We start from the raw sequence: 20,222 nt of genomic DNA, 5'->3' as shown, positions 1-20,222 counted from the left end.
GCGGCATTCGACGCCGTTAGTGCGCTGCAGCATCGACTTCCGGTTCTGACCATCCATGCCAAGCAAATTTTCGATTCGATTCCGCCTGAACGCGGCCCTGGCCGTGCTGGCTGCCCTGCTGACCCTGATCGGCATCATCGGCGTCTTCGGGATGCGCGCGTCCATCGCCGATATCCAGGAGATCTACACCAACCAGCTGGCGTCCACGCGCTTTGTGGCGGCATCGCAGCTCAACGCGGCCGTGGTGCGGACCACGCTGGATCGTGCGGTATTCCATCCCGACTCCGCCGACGTGCCGACCACCATCGACAAGGCAGTGGGCTATCGCGAGAAGTCAGAGAAAGCCTGGAACGCCTACCAGGCGCTGCCGAAATCTGCCGAGGAGAAGGCGCTGTCCGAGAAGGTGGAAGCGCTGCGCAGCAAATTTTTCAAGGAAGGCGTGGAGCCGCTGATCGCCGCGCTGCGCGCCCAGGACGCGGCCGCCATCGACCAGCAGGTGATGACGAAGATCCCGCCGATGTTCGTGGAACTGACTGGCGCCGTGAACGCGCTGGAGCGCAACCAGAGCGACCAGGCACAGGCCATGTACGAGAATGCCACGGCGCGCTCGCAGCGCTTCCTGTGGATGGTGACTGGCGCGATTGCCATCGGCATCGCCGGGGCGCTGGCCTGCGCCATCGGCTTGCGCCGCGCTATCTCCGAACCTCTGGTGCGCATGCTGGAAAGCTTCGGCCGCATCTCGCACGGCGACCTGACCGAGCGCATCCGTGCCACCAGCCAGGATGAAATGGGCGACCTGACCCAGGGCCTGCACCGGATGCAGTCGGGCCTGATCGACGCCATCCAGACCATGCGCGGCGGCAGCGAGGCCATTGCCACGGCCACGCGCCAGATCGCGGCGGGCAACCTGGACCTGTCCCAGCGCACCGAGCAGCAGGCCAGCGCGCTGGAAGAAACGGCCGCCAGCATGGAACAGCTGACGGCCATCGTGAAGCAGAACGCCGAGAACGCCCATCAGGCCAACCAGCTGGCGGCGGCCGCTTCGGAAACCGCATCGCGCGGCGGCGAGGACATGCGCAACGTGGTGTCCACCATGAGCGGCATCCAGCATGCGTCGCGCAAGATTGGCGAAATTACGGCGGTGATCGAAGGTATCGCGTTCCAGACCAATATCCTGGCGCTGAACGCTGCCGTGGAAGCCGCCCGCGCAGGCGAGCAGGGCCGGGGCTTTGCCGTGGTGGCGGGCGAAGTGCGCGAACTGGCGCAGCGGTCGGCATCGGCCGCCAAGGAAATCGTCCAGCTGATCAACGACACCGTGAGCCAGGTGGAAGCCGGCACGCAGCAGGTGGACAAGGCCGGCACCACGATGCACGACCTGGTGCAGGCCGTGGGCCGTGTCACGTCGATCATGGGCGAGATCAGCACCGCATCACGCGAGCAGAGCGCGGGCATCGATCAGGTGGGCAAGGCCGTGACGCAGATGGACCAGATGACGCAGCAGAATGCCGCCCTGGTGGAAGAGGCAGCCGCTGCCGCCCAGGCGCTGGAGGAGCAGGCCGATATGCTGAAGGCGTCGGTGTCGTCGTTCCAGGTGCCGGCGGTGGTCTGAGTGGCCTGAGCGGGCCTGAGCGGGCCTGAGCGGGCCGGGGCGGTGGGACGCCGGGCCATGCGGCCCTCGACCCGCGTCCCTTGACCCGCGCCAGCTGGCCTGTCAGTCCTTCACCAGCCCGCCGTCGACCACCAGGTTCTGGCCGGTCACGGCACGCGCCCACGGCGACAGGAAGAACAGCACTGCGTCGGCGAATTCCTCGGGCGTGGTCACGCGGCGCACCGGCGTGAGGCTGGCGATCAGGTCGAATACGGCATCTGGCGTGGCCGCGCTGGCGTCCGTCACGCGCAGCAGGCCGCCCGACACCATGTTCACGGTAATGCCGTCGGGCCCCAGGTCGTTGGCGGCGGTGCGTGTCAGTGCCAGCAGCGCTGCCTTGGCTGCCGTGTAGTCGTGGTAGGGCACCACCGGATACTGGAACAGGTTGCTGCCGATGTTGACCACCCGCCCGAAGCCCGCGCCGCGCATGGCGGGCGCAGCGGCCTGCATGGTGTTCAGCGCGCCCTTGAGCGAGCCATCGAGTTGCTGCCGGAAACGGTCCCAGCTGATGTCGTCGAGCTTCGGCCGCGCGTCGCCATCAAAGCGGAAGTCGGCCAGCGCGTTGTTGATGACCGATACCACCGGCTGGTTGAAGTGCGCCTGCGCGTCGTCGAGCATCCGGCGCACGGCGTCGGCGTCGGTCACATCGGCCTGCAGTGCCACGGCGCGGGGGCCAAGTTCCTGAGCCAGCGCACGGGCCTGTGCCTCGCTGCGGCGATAGTTGATGACGACGCTGGCACCTTCGCGCGCCAGGGCGCGGACAATCGCGGCACCCAGGCCGCGCGCGCCGCCTGTGACCAGCACGCATTGCTGATGAATTTGCATGATCGGTACCCTCAGGCTGCGGCCAGCGGCGCAAAGCGCAGGCGTTCGTCTTCCAGTCGGCCATGGAACATCTCGGCGGGGCGCACCCATGGCGATGTGTTGTGCGGCCAGATGTGTACGTAGACGGTCAGCACCTCGTCGTTTTCCGAGTGCTTCGCTTCGAAGATGCGGCGATACAGCCCGCCCTTGTAGTGCCGGTGCGTAGCCAGCTTCAGCGCTTCGGCCTCGCTGGTCACCTGGTAGCGCGGGGTCTTGCCTTCGCCGAATTCACCGACCAGCGCAAAGGCCTGGCGGATGGCGTCGATATCGGTGTCTTGCATGAGGAATTCCGGTTTGGTCTGCCTGGCCCGGGTGCCTGGCGCAGACTGGGCCGGCATTCTACTCCCCGGCGGCAATGGTGCTCCCGCAGCGCGCCGGCCGCGGGGCTTGTCAGACCACGTCCAGCCACTTGATCCATGCCGCGATGGTGAAGATCGAGACGATGGTCGACAGCACCACGGCCGATGACACCGCGGCTTCCCCGGTGCGATAGCGCAGCGCAAGCAGATAGGAGTTGATGCCGACCGGCATGGCCGCGAAAAGGGTAGCCACACCGGCGTAGGCGGGCGGCATGTCGAAGACGTGGAAGGCAATCAGCCAGACGAACAGCGGATGCAGCACGAGCTTGCCGACGGAGATGGCCGCTGCCGCGCCCAGGCCATCGCGCAGCCGGTACTGGTGCATCGACACGCCGAGCGAGAAAAGCGCGCACGTGGAAGCGGTGTCGCCAAACGCCTTGACCAGCGTGGCCGCCACGCCGCCGAGCGTGATATGCGTGAGCCGCAGCACGCCGCCAACCGCCAGTGCCAGGACGATGGGATTGCGGGCCAGGCGCCGCGCCACCTCCAGCAGCCGCCGGCCCAGCGAGCCGCCGTCGCCACGCTCGATCAACACCGTGGCGGCGGTCATCATGATCGGCAGATGCACGGCCAGCAGCAGGAACAGCGGCACCTTGCCTGCATCGCCATATACGGCAAGGATGATTGGCACGCCAAAGAACACGGTATTCGACTGGCTCGACGCGAAGCCGACGATCACGGCCGAGCGCTTGTCCTGATGTTCGTCCGGGCGTTGCCTGCGGCCCAGCAGCCCGGCCAGCATCGCCCACACGATGGCGCAGCCGCCAAAGTAGGCGATCCAGTAGCCGACATGCACCGTGGTGCCGTCGCCGGGCTGGGCCAGCGTCTGGATGATCAGCGCGGGCACGGCCACGGCGAACACATATTCGGAGAGCCCTTCGCCCACGCGCGCGGAGAGGATGCCGGTTGCGGCAAGCGCCCACCCCGCGAGGACAACGGCAAACATGGGCAGGATCAGAAAGGCGAGTTCCATCGCAAAGCGGCCGGGCAGGCGGGGGGCGGGTGCAGGAAACCGCAATACTGCCATGCCGGGCCATGTCCGTGCCACGCCTGCGGCACCTCCGTGCCGCGTCAGACCTGTGTCAGCCCCAAACCGGCGCCGTGGCGCGGATGCGTGCCGGGGTCAGGGTGCGCCAGTTGCCGGACGTTCGATGGTTGCGTGCGTATCTGCCGGTGCGGTCTCCGCAGCGGCCATCGGATCCAAATCGTTGACCTTGGGCGCCCATTTGCGCTGGAGCAGCACCACCGTGCTGATGGCACCGGTCAGCAGGAATCCGAAGATCGCCAGCATCGGCAGTTCATAGCTGCCGCCAACATGCAGCAGCCACCCGGACAGGCTGGCCGACACGCCGCCAGCCAGGCTGGTGGCTACCTGCTGCAGGCCGGTATTCAGGCCCACCGCCTGCCGGGGAATCAGCGTGAGCTTGCACAGTGCCAGGTTGTTGGCCGTGACCAGCCCCAGCAGCGACAGCGACAGCACGTTCCAGAACAGCGCCATCTCCAGCGATGGCGCATAGGCGCCCAGCAGCACGGTGGTGCCGCCAAGGAAGCCCGCCAGCACGAACGACTTGCGCACGCGCACGGCATCGTGGCCCCGGGCGATCAGCCGGTCGGCCGCCCAGCCGGCCGCCATGGCGACGATGGCGATGCCGGCAAAGCTGAAGAACGTGTAGAGCCCGGAGCGCGTCAGCGACAACCCGCGCTGTTCCACCAGGTAGGCGGGCATCCAGGTCATGCAATAGAACGTGAAGTAGCCGTAGCAGAAGTTGTTGACCAGCCCGCCCCAGACCACCGGGCTTGCCAGCAGGTTGCGCAGCGGCACCGACGATGCCCGGTGAACCCGCACCGCCAGCTGCTCGCGCGACGGGAAATCGTCGCGTACCAGCCGCAGCCACGGCACCAGCCACAGCAGGCCGACCAGCCCCGTTGCCACGAACATCACCTGCCAGGACCACGTGACGATCAGCCAGGCGGCAATCGGCGCGCCCAGGGCCGGGCCCATCTTGCCGCCGATCGAGAAGATGCCGAGGGCCGTGCCCTTGCGGGTTTCGTCGAAGTTGTTGGCGAGATAGCGATAGGTGGCCGGTACCACCACGGCCTCGGTCAGGCCGATCAGCAGCCGCATCACGATCAGCGCAGGGAGCGTGCTGACCATGCCCGTCACGGCCGCGGCCACGCACCAGACCAGAAAGCAGACCGTGTAGGGCCATTTCACGCCATAGCGGTCGACCAGCCATCCCATCGGCAACTGCACCAGCCCGTACGACCAGAAGAAGGCCGAGTTGAGCCAGCCGCGCTCGATGCTGGTCAGGCCGAATTCGCGCACGAAACGCTGGTCGGCCAGGGCGGCGGACAGGCTGGTGCGGTCCACGAACGCAATCATCAGCCCCAGCGCCAGCAGCACAAGGATGTGCCACGGGTTTTCGGGGGCGGCGGGTCGGGTGGATCGAGTGGGCTGGCTGGTCTCCATGGACGGCTCTTTTCCTTGTACGGTCTCCTGGCTGCCAAGGATAAAGGACGCCACGGCGCACGTCCCTGTACAAAAGCGCGATTCGCCGGCACTTTGGCGGTGCCGCGCATGCGTCGGGCGTCGCGATCGGCGCACGGCCCGCCGTGGAGGGCGGGCCGTGCGGACGGCGGGCATGATGGGGTTACGGGGTTACGGCTTCACAGGCTTACCGCATTGCGGCATTACGGCGTGATGGCCACCTTCAGCACGCCGTCACGCTGGTTGGCAAACAGGTCGTAGGCGGATTCGATGTCGGCCAGCTTGTAGTGATGGGTGACCAGCGGCGCCAGGTCGACGCGTTGGGTTTCGATCACGTTCATCAGCCGGCGCATGCGTTCCTTGCCGCCGGGGCACAGCGAGGTCACGATCCGGTGGTCGCCCAGGCCGGCGGCGAACGGCCCCAGCGGGATGCTCAGGTCGGTGGAATAGACGCCCAGGCTGGACAGCGTGCCGCCGGGCTTCAGCACCCGCAGCGCCGCCTCGAAGGTGGCTTGCGTACCAAGCGCCTCGATCGAGGCATCGACGCCCCGGCCGCCAGTCAGCCGCAGGATCTCGTCGACGACATCGGTCTTGCGGAAATTGACGACCTCGTCGGCACCCATATGACGGGCAATCGCCAGGCGTTCGTCGATACCATCGACCACGATGATCTTCGACGCGCCCCGCAGCCGCGCGCCAGCCGTCGCACAAAGGCCAATGGGCCCCTGTGCAAAGACCGCCACAATATCGCCAATCTTGATGTTGGCCCGCTCGGCGCCCGCAAAGCCGGTGGACATGATGTCCGGGCACATCAGCACCTGCTCGTCGGTCAGTCCATCGGGGATCGGCGCCAGATTGGCCTGCGCATCGGGCACCAGCACGTATTCGGCCTGCGTACCGTCGATGGTGTTGCCAAAGCGCCAGCCACCCATCGGCTTGTAGCCATGGCCGTGGGCCTGTCCGTCCTGCGACGCGCAGCCGTCCTGGCATGCATATGAATAAAAGCTTGGGCAAATGGCACCGGCAATCACACGCTGGCCTTCCTTGTAGCCGGTGACATTGCTGCCAAGCTTCTCGATCACCCCGACCGGCTCGTGACCGATGGTCAGCCCGGGCTGGACGGGGTATTCGCCTTTGAGAATGTGAACGTCGGTGCCACAGATCGTGGTGGTGGTGATCCGGATCAGCGCATCGCCGGGACCGACATCAGGGATAGGTTTTTCCTGAAGAGTGATCTTGCCGGGACCTTGAAACACTGCAGCTCGCATGCTGGGCATGGTTGGGCTCCTGGAGACTTCGGCGGAAGGGCGGCGGCCTTCGGGGGCGGGTGGGCGCGCCGCTTTCAGTCTATTGCCACAGATTTGCGCGAGTGTTGATCAGAGTCTGGGGGTGCAGAAATTGATGGGTTGGTTGATCTGGCGCAGCTTGCGCCAGATTGCGGGTCATCGAACGGTGTGCGCGGCTAGGGCTTTGCCAGATCCGGAAAAGCTGTACTCCCGGTCTGCGTCATGGCGTCCGCCCGCCACGTTCCAAAATCTTATACAAATGCGACCGCGATATCCGCAGTTGTTCCGCGGCGCGCTTCTTGTTTCCGCCGTGGCGGGCGATGGCGTCGAGCACTGCCGCATACGCCAGATCGCTCATGCCTGCGCTGCTATCCGTCCATGACTGACTCGACAGACGCGTGCCGGCGGCTGCGTCTGCATCGCCTGTCCCGGCGAAACTGGCCGATGCGAACGCGGCGGCGTCGTCGGCGGCGGCCGGCGCGGCAATGACCCCTCGCGCCGCATCGCCGCGCGCAAAATCCGCCACCTTCAGCGCGCGCCCGTCGCAAAACACCAGCGCTTCTTCCACGCGTTGCCGCAATTGCCTGACGTTGCCCGGCCATGGCTGCCCCGCCAGGTGCCGGGCCACGTCATGCTCGATCCGTGGCGCGGGCATGCCATTGCGGGTGCAGAACGCCTCCACAAAATGCTGCAGCAGCGCGGGGATATCCTCGCGCCGTTGCCGGAGGGCAGGAATCCGCAGCACCACGCCGCTGAGCCGGTAATACAGGTCCAGGCGGAATCTGCCCGCGTCGATCAGTTCGGGAATATCGCGATTGGTGGCCGAGACCAGCCGGAAGTCCACCTTGCGGGCGCGTCCGCTGCCTAGCCGTTCGACCATGTGGTCTTCCAGCACGCGTAGCAGTTTCACCTGCATTTCCATGGGGATATCGGCCACTTCGTCCAGGAATACCGTGCCGCCTGCGGCCAGTTCGAGTTTGCCCGCCTGGCCCTGGCGTTTGCTGCCGGTAAAAGCCCCCGGGGCGTGGCCGAACAGTTCGGACTCGATCAGCGTGGCGGGCAGGGCGGCCAGGTTCAGGCTGACCAGCGGGCGCGCGGTGGCGTCGTCGTCGTGGCCGGTGCCGTGGATGGCCCGGGCCACCAGTTCCTTGCCGGTTCCGCTTTCACCCAGGATCAGCACGGGCACGTCCAGCCGGGCCACGGTCTGGATTTCGCGGCGCAGCCGCTGCATCGGTGCGCTTTCGCCGATCAGGCCCATATTGGCCTGGCGTTCGCGCAGGCCTTCGAACTCGCGCTGGTAGCGGGCCACCTCGGAGCGCAGCGTCACCAGTTCCTTATGCATGCGCACCAGTTCTTCCGGCCCCTTGAACATGACCTGGCCGATGGCGCCAACCACCTCGCCATGCTGGCGGATCGGGATGCGGTTGACCACCCGCGAAGTGTGATTCAGTTGCTGAAGCTGCCCGATCTCGGCCTTGCCGCTGCTGACAACCTGGGGCAGTCGCGAATTCGGGATGACGTCGGCGGCCGCGCGTCCGATGCCGGCGCCGGGCTCCAGGCCCAGGAATTTCTCGTGGACCGGGCTGATATAGCGCACCAGCCCCGCGTGGTCGACCACGGTGATGGCCTGGTAAGGGTCGTTCAGGAAATGGTCGAGGATGGCATCGGCAAACGGCACGGTGCCCAGAAAATCGAACAATGTGGCCTGGGCGTCGGCGCAATGCAGCAGGATCAGGTGCCGCTGGCCGTCGTCTAGCGACAGGCCGATATAGCGCGCCGCACCGACCTCCACCGGAAACAGCCTGCGGCCGCCTGCCGGGTTGGCCTGCCGCCATGCTGACAGGGTGGCCGACGCCACCGCAGCCTCGGCACAGATCCCGAATGCCGCATCGGCCGTGCCGTCGCCAGTGCATGCCAGCACACCAAGGAACGCCGAATCCGGTCGCAGCGTGGCGGCCGGTTGTGTTGTCTCCGTGGACACGGGTGTCTCCATTTGTGTCCTCGATGCGGACACTCTTATGTATTTGTCGTGGACATCTTAGCCATGTCGCAAGGATTCCTCAATGTAATCAGGGCTCGGGCGGGTACGTGAAAGCTGGCACGGCTTGTGCAAAGTGTCTTCGCATCAACAAAAGAAAGACAGTTGGAGACAAAGCGTGAGCTGGCAGCCTGAAGTGGACGAACTCGCCTGGCGGCGGCGGCTGGCCGCCCGCATGGGTGGTGACAGCAAGGTGGAGCGCCACAAGGCAGCGGGCAAGCTGACGGTGCGCGATCGGGTCGATGCGATTGCCGATCCGGGCTCGTTCCGCGAGGTGGGTGGCCTGAGCGGCAGCGGCCGCTATGACAGCAACGGGCGGCTGGTGGACCTGATTCCGTCGAACCTGGTCATGGGCCGCGCGCAGCTGGACGGGCGCCCGGTGGTGCTGGTTGGCGACGATTTCACGGTGCGGGGCGGTGCCAACGACGGCGCGCCCGGCGACAAGCTGATCCACGCCGAGAAAATGGCCCACGACCTGCGGCTGCCGATGATCCGGCTGGTGGACGGCACGGGCGGCGGTGGCTCCGTGCGCAATATCGAGATCAAGGGCCACACGCTGATTCCGACCATGAAGGTCTGGCAGTACGTGGTGGAGAACATGGCCACGGTGCCCGTGGTGTCGCTGGCGCTGGGCTCCGTGGCCGGGATGGGCGCGGCGCGCGTGGCGGCCAGTCATTATTCGGTGATGGTCAAGGAGACCTCGCAACTGTTCAGCGAAGGGCCTCCGCTGGTGGCGCGTGCCGGGCAGGACATCGGCAAGAATGAACTGGGCGGCAGCCAGATCCACACCCGCAACGGTGTGGTGGACGACGAGGTGGCGACCGAGCAGGAGGCATTTGCGCGTGCCCGGCAGTTCCTGTCGTATCTGCCGGCTTCGGTCTACGACCTGCCGCCCCGGACCAACACCCTGGATAGCCCGTTGCGGCGCGACGATTGGCTGCTGTCGGCCATCCCGCGCGATACCCGGGCCGCATACCAGATCCGGCCGATTCTGGAGACCCTGGTCGATGCCGGGACGTTCTTCGAGACCGGCACGCAATGGGGGCGCGCCATCGTCACCGGGCTGGCCCGGCTGGACGGCTGGCCGGTGGCGGTGATTGCCAGCGATCCGGCCTGTCACGGCGGCAACTGGGACAGCGACACCGCCGAGAAATTCACCCGCTTTGTCGACCTGGCGCAGACCTTCCACCTGCCGGTGGTCCATCTCGTGGATACGGCAGGCTTTCAGGTTGGCCTGGAGGCAGAGCAGGCCGGGATCATGCGCTACGGCGTGCGGGCGCTGGCGGCCGTCTACCAGGCCACGGTGCCGTGGTGCTCGCTCATCGTGCGGCGGGCCTATGGCGTGGCGGCGGCGGGGCACCAGCACATGGGCCGCTTCAATTTCCGGTATGCGTGGCCATCGGCCAACTGGGGTGCCCTGCCGATAGAAGGCGGCCTCGAAGTGGCCTACAAGGCCGAGATCGAGGGCGCCGATGATCCCGTGCAGAAGCGCGCCGAAATCGAACAGCGCGTACGCAGCCTGACTTCGCCGTTCCGCAGCGCCGAAGCGTTTGTCATCGAAGACATCATCGATCCGCGCGATACCCGCGCGCTGCTGTGCGAATTCGCCAATCTGGCGGCGCCGCTGCGCGAGCCCGGTGTCAGCCGCTTTGGCGTGCGGCCCTGACGCGGCCCGACACGGGCCGGCCCCATCGAACAAGACACAAGAACATCACAGGAGAGAGACTTGAAGAAGCTGCTGATTGCGAACCGGGGCGAGATTGCCCTGCGTATCCTGCGGGCCGCGCGGGACCTGGATATTGGCACCGTGGCGGTCTATTCGCAGGATGACGCCAGTGCGCGGCATCGCGTCCTGGCCGACGAGGCCGTGGCGCTCGATGGCGCCGGCCCGGCTGCGTATATCGACATCGCGGGGATCATTGCCGCGGCCAGGGCCACCGGCTGCGATGCGGTGCACCCGGGCTACGGCTTCCTGAGCGAGCGCGCGGACTTTGCCCAGGCGTGCACAGAGGCTGGCATCCGGTTTATCGGGCCCAGTGTCGACCATCTGGCGATCTTCGGCGACAAGGGCCGTGCGCTGGAACTGGCCGTGCAGAGCGACGTGCCGGTGATGCCGGCCACGCACGGCGGCGCATCGCTGGAAGAGATCACGGCCTTCTTCGATGCGCAGGGTGCGGCCGGCGTTGTCATCAAGGCGGTGGGCGGCGGGGGCGGGCGCGGCATGCGCGTGGTGCGCCGCCGCGAAGACCTGGCCGAAGCCTACGCGCGCTGCCGCTCCGAGGCGGCCTCGGCGTTCGGCATCGACGCGCTCTATGCCGAGCGGCTGGTGGCACGGGCGCGCCATATCGAGGTGCAGATTGCCGGCGATGGCGTGAATGTGGTGGCCCTGGGCGAGCGCGACTGCACGCTGCAGCGCCGCTTCCAGAAGCTGGTGGAGATTGCGCCGAGCCCGGTGCTCAGGCCCCAGCTGCGCGACCAGATCATCAAGGCCGCGCTGCGGCTGGCACGCCGGGTGGGCTACGCCAGCCTGGGGACGTTCGAATTCCTGGTCGAGGAAAACGAAGCGGGCGAACAGAAGGATTTCGTCTTTATCGAAGCCAATCCGCGCCTGCAGGTGGAGCATACGATCACCGAGCAGGTCACCGGGGTGGATCTGGTGGCGCTGCAGATCGGGCTGGCCGCCGGGCGTACGCTGGGCGACCTGGGGCTGGACCCGGCCGCGCCGCCGCAACCGCGCGGCTTTGCCATCCAGGTGCGTGTGAACGCCGAGATGACCGATGCCAACGGGCTGGCGCGTCCGGCGCATGGCCGGCTGGAGCGCTTCGACCCGCCGACCGGGCCGGATGTCCGCGTCGATACGCATGCCTACACGGGCTACGAGCCGTCGCCGAACTTCGACACGCTGCTGGCAAAGCTGATCGTCAGCAGCGGCACATCCGACTTCGGGGCGGTGCTGCGCCGGCTGCAGCGCAGCCTGGCCGAGTTCCGAATCAGCGGGGTGTCCACCAACCTGAACCTGCTGCGCGCGCTGGTGCAGCGTGACGAATTCCGGACCCAGGCCGTTCATACGCGCCATTTCGAGGCCATCCTGCCGGAACTGGCCGCAGCGGCGGAAGCCATTGCCGATGCCGGCCGTGCGCAGGATGCGCTGCTGGGGGGTACCGCCCGGCCGCCGGTCCATGGCCTGGCGCATGCCGCGGGGCCCGAGGAGCAGGTCGAGGAAGGGCTGGTTGCCGTCCGCGCGCCGCTGACGGGGCGCGTGGTGGAAATCGCGGTCGAACTGAACGCACTGGTCAAGCCGGGCCAGACCGTGGCCGTGCTCGACGCCATGAAGATGGAGCACGCCATCGCGGCCGAGTGCGCCGGCCGCGTGGTGGACCTGCGCCTGGAAAAGAACGCGCTGGCAGCCGAGAACCAGATCCTGATCGTGCTGGAAGAAACCGACGCAGCGGGCGTGGCGGCCGACACCGCGCAGGCGCACGATGCCAACGCCATCCGCGCCGACCTGCAGCGTGTGCTGGACCGGCACGCCTTCCTGCATGATGCCGCGCGCCCCGACGCCGTGGCCCGGCGCCGCTCGCGCGGCCAGCGTACTGCCCGCGAGAACATTGCCGATCTGTGCGATGCCGACACCTTCGTGGAGTACGGCGCGCTGGCGCTGGCCGCCCAGGCAAGCCGCCGCAGCAAGGAAGACCTGATCGCCAATACGCCGGCTGATGGCCTGATCACCGGCATCGGCAACGTCAATGGCGAACTGGTGGGCAAGGATCGCGCACGCAGCGCGGTGATGGCCTATGACGCCACCGTGATGGCGGGCACGCAGGGCAAGCGCAACCATATCAAGACCGACCGCATCGTGGAGGTGGCGCTGCGCGACGAACTGCCGCTGGTGCTGTTTGGCGAGGGCGGCGGTGGGCGGCCTGGCGACGTGGATTTTCCGTCGGTGTCGGGGCTCTACCAGCCGTCGTTCGCCGCGTTTGCGGAACTGAGCGGGCAGGTGCCGGTGGTGGGCATCGTATCGGGCCGATGCTTCGCGGGCAATGCCGCATTTCTGGGCTGCTGCGACGTCATCATCGCCGACAAGTCCGCCAATATCGGCATGGCCGGCCCGGCCATGATCGAAGGTGGCGGCCTGGGCATCTTCCGTCCTGAAGACGTGGGGCCGGCACCGGTGCAGTTTGCCAATGGCGTGATCGACATCCTGGTGGAAAACGAGGCCGAAGCCACGCAGGCGGCCAGGCACTACCTGTCGATGTTCCAGGGCCGCGTGGCGCACTGGAGCGCGCCCGATCCGGCCGACCTGCGCCACGTGGTACCCGAGAACCGCCTGAGGGTCTATGACACGCGCAAGGCCATCGAGGGCATCGCCGATGTGGGCAGCGTGCTGATGCTGCGCGGCGGCTTCGGCGCTGGCATCCACACGGCACTGGCCCGCGTGGAAGGACAGCCGGTGGGCATCATGGCAAACAACCCGTACCACCTGGGCGGCGCGATCGATGCCGATGCGGCCGACAAGGCATCGCGCTTCATGCAGCTATGCGACGCGCATGGCCTGCCGATCGTCTCGCTGATCGATACCCCGGGCTTCATGGTGGGGCCGGACGTCGAGGCGCGTGCGCAGGTGCGCCACGTGTCGCGCATGTTCCTGACGGCGGCCAAGCTGCGCGTGGCGCTGCTGGCCGTGACGCTGCGCAAGGGCTACGGCCTGGGCGCGATGGCCATGGCAGGCGGTGGATTCCGCTCGGCCAGCTTCACGATCTCGTGGCCGACAGGTGAGTTCGGGCCCATGGGACTGGAAGGCGCGGTCAGGCTCGGCTTCAAGAAGGAGCTGGAAGCGGTGCCCGATGGCCCGGAGCGCAAGGCGTTGTTCGACCGGCTGGTGGCGCAGTCCTACGAGCGCGGTCACGCCATCAACACGGCGGCGGCGGTAGAGATCGACGCGGTGATCGATCCGGCCGAAACGCGCAAATGGATCGCGCAGGGCATTGCGTCCGCAGAACTGCGTGGCCACCGCGAGCGTCGCGGCTTCGTGGACGCATGGTGAGCGGCCCGGTGGACGTCCGCACCCCGAACCGGGGGAACGCACGGAATCAACGGAATCCAGGCAACCAGGAGGCTTTCATGACCAGGAATGGTCCAGATCCGGCGCAACTGGCGCTGGGCGGATTGCGCGTGCTGGAAATCGGCAGCGGGCCGGCGCTGGCCTACGCGGGCAAGCTGTTTGCCGACTTTGGCGCGGAGGTCATCAAGGTCGAAAGCGCGGCGGGCGATGCCTGGCGGCGGATGCCGCCACTGGTCGATGTGCCAGGCGGCAGGCCGCCCGAAAGCGCGCTCTTTGCCTGGCTCAATACCAACAAGCGCAGTGTCGTTGCGGCGAACCGCCCCGAGGACGACGCGTGGCTGGCCCAACTGGCCCGCACATGCGACGTGGTGCTCGACGCGCGCGCGCTGGATGAAGGCATTGCCGTGCTCAAGCGTCCCGTCTGGCAGGTGCCAGGCGCAGTTGACGGACACGAGCCCATCGACATCGCGCTGACATGGTTTGGCGACAGCGGCCCCTATAGCGGGTTCGCGGGCACCGAGGCGGTTTGCCGGGGGCTGGCCGGGGCCGTGCATGGCAGCGGGCCGGTGGAAGGGCCGCCGCATATGCCGCATGACGTGCAGACGGGCATTGTGGTGGGCGTGAGCGCGTTCTCGGCGGCGGTGGCGGCGCTGACGGGCACCAGCCAGGGCAGCCGGCGCTATGTGCTGAGCACGCACGAATGCATCTTCAGCGTGGTGGAGATGGAAGCGGGCATGGTGCAGGACAAGCGCCACCCGCTGCGGCGCATGGGCGTGAACCGCTTCTGCGGCACGCACCCGGGCGGCATCTACGAGACCGCCGATGGCTGGATCGGCATCTTCACGCATACGCTGCCGCAGTGGAAGGCGCTGTGCGAGGCGATCGGGCGCCCCGAGCTTGGCAGCGATCCGCGCTTTGCCAGCGGGCCCGAGCGCATGCTGGTGGCCGACGAGATCGACGCGTTCCTGAAGCCGGCGCTGCTGAAGCGGTCAGCCGAGGAATGGTTCGCGCTGCTGGGCGACAAGAAGCACCCGGCCGTGGTGGTGCCCAGCATGGCAACGCTGCTGGGCCAGGCCGTGCACCGCGAGCGGGGCGCGTTCGTGCCTGTGACGCTGGGCGACGTGGCGTTCGAAGGCCCGGTGGTGCCGCTGCGGCTCGATGATGCCGGGCCTCTGGCCGGTGGCAAGGCGCCGGCTCTGGGCGCCGACAGCGCGTTCTATCGGCAAGCGGGGCTGGATCATCATCCGCGCCAGCGTCTGGCACCGGCACCCGCCGGCCGCCTGCCGCTGGAGGGCGTTCGCGTGATCGACCTGACGATGGGCTGGGCCGGGCCGCTCGCCACGCGCACGCTGGCGGACTTTGGCGCGGAGGTTATCAAGGTGGAAAGCACGGGCTACCCGGACTGGTGGCGCGGCGCGAATTTCACCGAGGAGTTCTATCGGGACAGGCTGTACGAGAAAAACTCGAACTTCAACATGATGAACCGCAACAAGCTCGGCATCACGCTGGATCTGACGCAGCCCGAAGGCAAGGCGCTGCTGCTGGATCTGGTGGCAAACGCCGACGCGGTCATCGAAAACTACTCGGCGGAGGTGCTGCCGAAGCTGGGACTGACGTACGACACGCTGCGGGCTCGCAACGATCGCCTGGTGATGGTATCGATGCCGGCCTTCGGCCTGGGCAACGCATGGAGCAACACGCGCGCCTACGGCGGCACGCTCGAACAGGCCAGCGGGCTGCCTTGCTACACGGGCCACCCCGAGGGGCCGCCGGCCATGACGTCGTACGCGTATGGCGATCCGATTGGCGGACTGAATGCGGGCGCGGCGATGCTGGTGGCGCTGTTCGCCCAGCAGGCCACGGGCAAGGGGCGCCATCTGAACCTGTCGCAGGTGGAGGCCATGCTGGCGCTCACCGCACCGTACATGATCGAGCAGTCGGTGTCGGGGCAGGTGGCGCCGCGCCAGGGCAATCGCCATCCGGTGGCCGCGCCGCATGGCTGCTACCGCTGCGCGGGCGACGATGGGTGGATCGTGCTGAGCGTGAGCGATGCCCAGTGGCCCGCGCTCTGCCGTGTGCTCGGACGCATGGACCTGGCCGAAGGCACGGCGCTGGCCGAAGCGTCGGGCCGGCGTGCGCAGCATGACCGCATCGACGCCGCCATCGCCGCCTGGTGCGCGACGCGCGCCCCCGACGACGCCATGCAGCAGCTTCAGCACGCTGGTATCGCAGCGGGCGCGGTCAAGCCCATGTGGCAGGTACTGCAAGACCGCCATCTGCATGCGCGCGGCTTCTGGTGCGAGGTGGAGCGGCCCTACGTTGGACGCTACGCCGCCAGCACCAGCTGGTTTCGCGGCGCAAACGGGCCGGCACCGATTCGCCATGTTTCGCCAACGCTGGGCCAGCATACCGACCAGGTGCTGGCGAGCGTGCTGGGGCTGGGCGCCGGGCAACGCGAGGCGCTGGAGCGCCGGGGCATTACCGGACAAACCGCCCGGCCCAAGGGCGCCGGGTCATCGGCCTAGCCCGATGCTGGGCATGAGACACCAGATTCCAGGATAACTACGACAAGGAGACAACATGAAACGACGCGCACTGACTTCCGCCATGGGAATGGGATGCCTGCTGGCGGTAGCACTGCCTGGCGCCGCCGCAGCACAAAGCGGCCCGGCGGGAAACTGGCCGAACAAGCCGATCCGCATGATCGTGCCGTTCCCGGCCGGATCGTTCACCGATACCGTGGCTCGTGTGCTGTCGGATCGGCTGACCAAATCGCTGGGCCAGCCCGTGGTGGTGGAGAACAAGGCCGGCGCCAACGGCCTGATCGGCGTGGGCGAGGCCGCACGCTCGGCGCCGGACGGCTACACGCTGCTGGTGACCAATTCCAGCAGCGTCACCATCAACCCGCACATCTACAAGAAGGCCAGCTACAAGGCGCGCGACCTGGCGCCCGTGACGCTGGTGCTGGAGGCGCCGTTCATCCTGGTGACCAATCCGGAATGGTCGCAGAAGCACGCGGTGGCCACGGTGCCCGACCTGGTGCGCTATGCATCGCAGAACCCCGGCAAGATCAGCTACGGCTCGGCGGGCCCCGGCAATATCGCCCACCTGAGCTTTGCCATGCTGAACAACCGCGCGAAGATTTCCACCACGCACGTGCCGTACAAGTCGGCCGCACAGGCGGAAATGGCCGTGATCAGCGGCGAACTCGATACCGCCTTCGACACCTGGACCGCGCTGCCGCAAATCAAGTCCGGCAAGCTCAAGCCCATCGCTGTCAGTTCCACGCGGCGCATGACGCAACTGCCTGACGTGCCAACCGTGGAGGAGGCCGGCCTGAAGCCATTCAATTCCACGTTCTGGATTGGCCTGCTGGCACCGGCCGGCACGCCGCAGCCGATCATCCAGAAACTGCATGCCGCCACGCGCGGCGTGCTGGACGACGAAAAGGGCAAGGCGGCGCTGAGCCAGCAGGGCGACGTGGTGATGATCGATCCGGAGAACTTCGCAAAGCGGGTGGAGAAGGAGGAAGTCAGCTGGGATGCGGTGATCCAGAAGGAGGGGATCACGCTGGATTGACTGCCGGATTGATAACCTGACTGGCGTGGCTGCACGTGGCCGGGTTGCACCCCGGCCAGCGCTGCCTCGTGGGTGTGCCGCAGCGCGGGCGGAAATCCGGCTGCCAGCCATCACCATCCGTACCAACCCCTAGTTGACTCCATTTTTCATGGGCATAAAATCTGTTTCACAAACATGAAAACAGAGCGCTGGCCATCCGGCACGGCGCCACCATGTTGGAGACAGCCTACCCATGACCGCATCTTCCGCCGCCAAGCAGGCGGCTCCCACCTATTTCGTCCGCACCGAAGACGTGGCCGGCTATCACCCGGCCAACCATGTCGGCACGCTGAACCGCCGCATCATCGGGCGCGAGAACGTTGGCGCCACGCAACTGGAAGTCATCCACGGCACCATCGAGCGCGGCAAGGGCGCGCTGCCACACGCGCACCCCGGCATCGAGCAGGTCTGCTATGTGCTGGAAGGGCGTGCGCGGGCCGAGGTCAATGGCCAGGCGCGCGAACTGGGGCCGGGCGATTGCTGCTTCTTTCCGGCCGATGCCATGCACGTTTTCACGGTGATCAGCGACGAGCCCGTGAAGCTGCTGGTGATCTATGCCCCGCCGTACGAGGAATCGCCGGATCGCGTGATTCGTCCGGCCTGAGCCCTGGCCGCACCCCGCCGTACCCATAAAGGGCCGAGCAGCCGCCCAAACCCCTGGAGGAGACCACCATGCCGAATTTCCGCGTGCGGCGCACGCTTGCCGCCGCCTTGCTGGCACTACCCGCGGCGGCGCTGCCGCTGGCCGCGCAGGCCGCCGACAACTACCCGAGCCGCCCGATTCGTCTGGTGGTGCCGTTTGCGGCGGGCAGCGGCACCGACGCCGTGGCGCGCATCACGGCCAAGGAACTGGGCGACGCGCTGGGCCAGAACGTGGTGGTCGACAACCGGCCCGGCGCCAACGGCGCGATTGCCGCAGAACTGGTGGCGCAGGCGGCGCCCGATGGCTACACGCTGTTCATGACGACGAACACCACGCACTCGGCCAATCCGTCGCTGATGAAAAAGCTGCCCTATGACCCGATCAAGGATTTCACGCCGGTCGCGCGCATGGGCAACCTGCCGTTCATGCTGGTGATCAATCCCAAGCTGCCGGTGAAGACCGTGGGCGAGTTGATCGCGTATGCCAAGGCACACCCGGGCATGTCGTACGCCAGCGGTAACAGCACCGGCATCGTGTCGGGGGCCACACTGGGCCGCATGGCCAACATCGACCTGCTGCACGTGCCCTACAAGAGTACGCCGCCGGCCATGACCGATGTGATCGCCGGCCAGGTGCCGATGATGTTCGTCGACGTGGCGGCCGGCATTGCCAACGTCAAGGCCGGCAAGATGCGGGCGCTGGCCGTGACCACCGCGCAGCGCAGCCGGCTGCTGCCCGATCTGCCGCCGATTGCCGACACGCCGGAGCTGAAGGGTTTCGACATCACGTCGTGGAACGGGGTCTTTGCGCCCGCGAAGACGCCGCAGCCGATTGTGGACCGGCTGAACCGCGAACTGTCGAAGATCGCGTCCAGCAAGGAGGTGGCGCCCAAGTTCGAGGCGCTGGGCTTCGAGGCGTTCGGACAGACCCCGCAGCAGTTCACGGCCTTTGTCGGCAGCGAACTCGTGAAATGGAACAAGCTCGTCAAGGACGCGGGCATCCAGCCGGAATAAGGAGCACCGGATGAACTTCGAAAGGACACCCGAGCAGAACGCCATCGTCGACGCGGTAACGCAGTTGTGCAGCGACTTCGGCCCCGAGTACTGGTCCGAACTGGACCGCGAACACCGCTTCCCCGAAGCGTTCCACCAGGCCATGGCGGGGGCTGGCTGGCTGGGTATCGCCATGCCTGAGCGGTTTGGCGGGGCGGGGCTTGGCATTACCGAGGCGGCGCTGATCATGCAGACGGTGTCGGCATCCGGGGCGGGATTCTCGGGTGCCTCGGCCATCCACATGAACGTGTTCGGCCTGAACCCGGTGGTGGTGTTCGGCAACGAGGCCCAGCAGGCGGCCGCGCTGCCGCCGCTGATCGAAGGCCGCGACAAGGCCTGCTTTGCCGTGACCGAGCCCGATGCCGGGCTGGACACCACGCACCTGAAGACGCAGGCCGTGCGCACCGCCGACGGCAGCGCCTACCGTGTGGATGGCCGCAAGATCTGGATTTCCACGGCGCAGGTCGCAACGCGCATGCTGCTGCTGGCCCGCACCACGCCGCTGGAGGCCGTGAGCAAGCCCACGCAGGGGCTGAGCCTGTTCTATACGACGCTGGACCGCAACCACATCGAGGTGCGCGAGATCGACAAGATGGGGCGCGGCGCGGTCGATTCGAACATGCTGTTCATCGACGGCCTGATGGTGCCGGCCGAAGACCGGATCGGCGATGAGGGCAGGGGGTTCGAGTACATCCTGCATGGGCTGAACCCCGAACGCATCCTGATCGCGGCCGAGTCCGTGGGGCTGGGCCGGGCCGCACTGGAGGCCGCCACCCGCTACGCACGCGAACGCACCGTGTTTGGTCGCCCGATCGGCCAGAACCAGGGCATCCAGCATCCGCTGGCCCAGGCATGGATGGCACTGGAAGCCGCCGACATGATGGTGTGGAAGGCCGCCTGGCTCTATGACAACGGCAAGCCCTGCGGGGCCGAGGCCAATGCGGCCAAGTACCTGGCGGCGGAGGCCGCGCACCAGGCATGCCAGACCGCCGTACTGACCCTTGGCGGCATGGGTTATGCGCGCGAATACCATGTGGAGCGCTATCTGCGGGAATCCTATATCCCGCGCATCGCCCCGGTCAGCGCCCAGCTGATCATGTGCCACATCGCGGAGCGTGTGCTGGGGCTGCCGAAATCGTATTGAAACGTACTGAAGCCGGACGT

Annotated in this window: 14 protein-coding genes; 8 read left to right on the top strand and 6 right to left on the bottom strand. The window is 67.1% G+C overall.

The genetic code is table 11. From position 1 onward, the window contains the following. The first annotated feature begins 55 nt into the window (after positions 1–55). Positions 56–1,609 carry a methyl-accepting chemotaxis protein gene (locus A9J21_RS15995; protein WP_066737302.1) on the top strand — a complete coding sequence of 518 codons (1,554 nt, stop codon included), beginning with the start codon at positions 56–58 and terminating at the stop codon, positions 1,607–1,609. Positions 1,610–1,711: 102 nt separating this feature from the next. Here A9J21_RS15995 and A9J21_RS15990 read toward each other — a convergent pair whose 3' ends face one another. From A9J21_RS15990 to A9J21_RS15965, 6 genes are all read right to left on the bottom strand, one after another. After that, positions 1,712–2,473 carry a 3-oxoacyl-ACP reductase gene (locus A9J21_RS15990; protein WP_066737301.1) on the bottom strand — a complete coding sequence of 254 codons (762 nt, stop codon included), beginning with the start codon at positions 2,471–2,473 and terminating at the stop codon, positions 1,712–1,714. A gap of 11 nt (positions 2,474–2,484) precedes the next feature. Beyond that, positions 2,485–2,793 (bottom strand): DUF1653 domain-containing protein, encoded by a 309-nt coding sequence (locus A9J21_RS15985; protein WP_082926453.1) that lies wholly within the window; start codon positions 2,791–2,793, stop codon positions 2,485–2,487. Between the two features lie 109 nt (positions 2,794–2,902). Further along, entirely contained in the window at positions 2,903–3,817 is a 915-nt protein-coding gene (locus tag A9J21_RS15980) for an AEC family transporter (protein WP_197497515.1), read from the bottom strand. 177 nt (positions 3,818–3,994) lie between these two features. Then, complete coding sequence (locus A9J21_RS15975; protein WP_082926452.1) at positions 3,995–5,341, bottom strand: MFS transporter; 1,347 nt, start codon at positions 5,339–5,341, stop codon at positions 3,995–3,997. Between the two features lie 221 nt (positions 5,342–5,562). Next, positions 5,563–6,636 carry an NAD(P)-dependent alcohol dehydrogenase gene (locus A9J21_RS15970; RefSeq protein WP_066737296.1) on the bottom strand — a complete coding sequence of 358 codons (1,074 nt, stop codon included), beginning with the start codon at positions 6,634–6,636 and terminating at the stop codon, positions 5,563–5,565. A gap of 229 nt (positions 6,637–6,865) precedes the next feature. Continuing rightward, entirely contained in the window at positions 6,866–8,626 is a 1,761-nt protein-coding gene (locus tag A9J21_RS15965; protein WP_231906943.1) for a sigma-54-dependent Fis family transcriptional regulator, read from the bottom strand. 175 nt (positions 8,627–8,801) lie between these two features. Here A9J21_RS15965 and A9J21_RS15960 point away from each other — a divergent pair, with 175 nt between their 5' ends. The 7 genes from A9J21_RS15960 (at position 8,802) to A9J21_RS15930 (ending at position 20,202) form a co-directional block, all read left to right on the top strand. After that, positions 8,802–10,349, top strand: a complete 1,548-nt coding sequence (locus tag A9J21_RS15960) for an acyl-CoA carboxylase subunit beta (protein ID WP_066737291.1) — start codon at positions 8,802–8,804, stop codon at positions 10,347–10,349. A gap of 60 nt (positions 10,350–10,409) precedes the next feature. Further along, a complete protein-coding gene (locus tag A9J21_RS15955) occupies positions 10,410–13,727 on the top strand; it encodes a carboxyl transferase domain-containing protein (protein ID WP_066737289.1) in 3,318 nt (1,105 codons plus the stop codon). A 77-nt stretch (positions 13,728–13,804) separates the two neighbouring features. Then, positions 13,805–16,270: a CoA transferase gene (locus A9J21_RS15950; protein ID WP_066737283.1), complete on the top strand. Its 2,466-nt coding sequence runs from the start codon at positions 13,805–13,807 to the stop codon at positions 16,268–16,270. Between the two features lie 88 nt (positions 16,271–16,358). After that, on the top strand, positions 16,359–17,324 hold the full coding sequence (locus A9J21_RS15945; RefSeq protein ID WP_404851386.1) for a Bug family tripartite tricarboxylate transporter substrate binding protein: 966 nt from the start codon (positions 16,359–16,361) through the stop codon (positions 17,322–17,324). A gap of 232 nt (positions 17,325–17,556) precedes the next feature. Continuing rightward, positions 17,557–17,967: a cupin domain-containing protein gene (locus A9J21_RS15940; protein WP_066737279.1), complete on the top strand. Its 411-nt coding sequence runs from the start codon at positions 17,557–17,559 to the stop codon at positions 17,965–17,967. A gap of 68 nt (positions 17,968–18,035) precedes the next feature. Beyond that, entirely contained in the window at positions 18,036–19,019 is a 984-nt protein-coding gene (locus A9J21_RS15935; RefSeq protein WP_066737274.1) for a tripartite tricarboxylate transporter substrate binding protein, read from the top strand. A gap of 10 nt (positions 19,020–19,029) precedes the next feature. Then, the gene (locus tag A9J21_RS15930; protein ID WP_066737272.1) at positions 19,030–20,202 is read left to right on the top strand and encodes an acyl-CoA dehydrogenase family protein; all 1,173 of its coding nucleotides are present in this window, start codon (positions 19,030–19,032) and stop codon (positions 20,200–20,202) included. The last annotated feature ends 20 nt before the right edge of the window (positions 20,203–20,222 follow it).

This window comes from Cupriavidus sp. D384, assembly GCF_001652915.1.
GTDB lineage: Bacteria > Pseudomonadota > Gammaproteobacteria > Burkholderiales > Burkholderiaceae > Cupriavidus.
This window is presented reverse-complemented; position numbering and strand designations above follow the sequence as displayed.